Raw genomic sequence first — 2,205 nt, forward strand, 5'->3', positions numbered from 1 at the left:
CGACCGGCTCATCCTGGTCTCGGCCGGCGGCGTCACCAAGGACGTCCACCCGGCGCTGCGCCTGCTGTCCATGCCCGGCCTGAGCGAGGTCCTCAAGCTGCTGCGGCTGCCCGGCGCCCTGCCCGCGGTACGCATCGCCGGCGGCCTGCTCGGACAGTTGCACGACACGCCGCTGCGGCCCGGCCCCTTCCTGCACGACACCTCGGATCTGATCCGGGTCCTGAGCGGATTGCCCGATCCCACCGCGTGCGAGGCGTTCCTGCGCACGCTGCGGGCCGTCGTGGACTGGCGTGGTCAGGTGGTGACGATGCTCGACCGCTGTTACCTGACCGAGAACCTGCCCGTGCAGCTGATCTGGGGAGATCACGACAGCGTGATCCCGGTCAGTCACGGTTACCTGGCGCATTCGGCGATGCCCAACTCCCGGCTCGACGTCTTCCGCGGCGCCGGCCATTTCCCGTTCCGGGACGACCCCATCCGGTTCCTGCGGGTCGTCGAGGAGTTCCTCGACTCGACCGCACCCCTCGTGTTCGACGAGCAACGCTGGCGCGAGTTGCTGATCAACGGCGTCAGCGAGAACCAGATCACGGGCGGTCCGGCCACCCGCAGGGCCGTGCTCGGCGCGATGGGCGCCGACGAGCGCAGCGCCACCTGAGCGATCCCGGCGCCCGCCGCCGCTAGGCGGGGGCCGCGCTCCACAGTGCCCGGAGTTTCTCGGCGGTCACCACGGTGCCGAAGTTCTGGGCCACTACGGCCACCGACGCATCGTGAGCGGCCGGGCTGTAGGTCGCGGCGCAGTCCTCCACCAGGGACACCCAGTACTCGTGGAACAGGGCGCTGCGCAGGCTCGACTCGACGCACACCTCGGTGGCCACCCCGGTGAACAGCAGCGATTCGATGTTCCGTGAGCGCAGGACGTCGTCGAGGTCGGTGCCGACGAACGCGCTGAACCGGTGCTTGACGACCACCGCATCCGCGTCTTGCGGTGCGACGCCGTAGAATTCGGCGCCCGCGGTGTCCGGCCGGCAGGTGAGCCCGGTGCGGGCCGCGTCGGGTCCGTCGCCGACCCGTCCGAGCCACTGTGGCGTGTCCGTGGTCTCGTCGTGAAGGGTGCGGACGAACACGATCTGCACGCCGGCGGCCCGCGCCGATGCGATGAGGCCGGCGAGGCGCGGTGCCATGGCGACCGCGGCCGTCACGTCGAAACCGCAGCGCGCCAAGGCGCCGTCCGGGGAGCAGAAGTCGTTCTGCATGTCGATCACGACAAGCGCGCAGCGCTGTGGGTCGTAACGGAAGGGAATCGAATCCATCGTCGGGTCCTCGGGGTAGGGGATAGAAGGAAAGTCGGGGACGGGTGTGCTCACGTCGGCCGAGGTCACCAGATGACCACGGCGGCCAGGGTCGCGACGACGAGGCCGGTCACGACGGGAACGGCGAGGTGGCGGACCATGTCGGTGACGGAGACCTTGCAGAAGCCGGCCACCACGACGAGGGACGACCAGATGACCAGGGTGCCCCCGCCGGTCCAGGTGGCGCCGTTCTGGGCGATGGCGGCGAGCGTCGCGGTGTCGATGCCCGACTGCGGGGCGAGGGCGGCGGCCAGGCCGCCGGTGAGCGGCAGGCCCGCCCAGCCGGACCCGTCCAGGCCCATCGCCATTCCGATCACGAGCATGCTCAGGGCGACGAAGAGTCCGTTGTCCGGGATGAAGCCCTGCACGCCCTCGACGGCGTCGAACAGGAAGGCCGGGCCGGTACCGTCCTCGAGACCCAGGATCGCACCGGAGTAGTCGGGGATGCCCATGTACACGAATCCCGCGACGGGAAGGATGATGCCCATCGCCTTGAAGGCGTAGGACAGGCCGTCGACGAAGTGCGTCGCGCAGAACTCGAGCGCCTCCTGCCTGCGGGCGGTGACCGTCACCAGTGCCATCAGGATCATCGCCGTCCCGCCCACCAGGGACGCGCCGGCGCCGTCCGACCACGGCACGAGGTCGGTGAACCGGCCGAGCAGCATGTAGACGAGCACCGCGGCGAACGCGGCCGGCACACCGACTGCCCACCGGCGGGCCAGGCGCGGGCGGCCGGTGATGCGGGTGCCCTCGTCGTATCCGGGAAGTTCGTCCTCGAGAACGTCGACCGCACGCTCGGGCGTGGGCTCCGCCGGCGCGGCGCTCGCCGACACGGGGTTGCGTGCGCCGCCGCCGG

Annotated in this window: 1 protein-coding gene and 2 pseudogenes; 1 reads left to right on the forward strand and 2 read right to left on the reverse strand. The window is 70.8% G+C overall.

The features are described 5' to 3' along the window. Positions 1-681 (forward strand): annotated as a pseudogene (locus tag CQZ88_RS27535) (hypothetical protein); the annotation flags it as partial. Here the strand turns inward: CQZ88_RS27535 and CQZ88_RS27540 are convergent. Both CQZ88_RS27540 and CQZ88_RS32030 read right to left on the reverse strand, forming a co-directional pair. Further along, positions 678-1,310 carry a cysteine hydrolase family protein gene (locus tag CQZ88_RS27540; protein WP_006943899.1) on the reverse strand — a complete coding sequence of 211 codons (633 nt, stop codon included), beginning with the start codon at positions 1,308-1,310 and terminating at the stop codon, positions 678-680. The pseudogene CQZ88_RS27535 and the gene CQZ88_RS27540 sit on opposite strands and share 4 nt — an antisense overlap. 65 nt (positions 1,311-1,375) lie before the next feature. Then, positions 1,376-2,205, reverse strand: a pseudogene (locus CQZ88_RS32030) (permease); the annotation flags it as partial.

It is taken from the genome of Rhodococcus sp. ENV425, from assembly GCF_002887785.1.
Classification (GTDB): Bacteria; Actinomycetota; Actinomycetes; order Mycobacteriales; family Mycobacteriaceae; genus Rhodococcus; species Rhodococcus aetherivorans.

What these genes read in the sequence shown, in the direction of transcription:
- CQZ88_RS27540 (WP_006943899.1), bottom strand. Translation starts at nt 1,310, where the DNA reads ATGGATTCGATTCCCTTCCGTTACGACCCACAGCGCTGCGCGCTTGTC.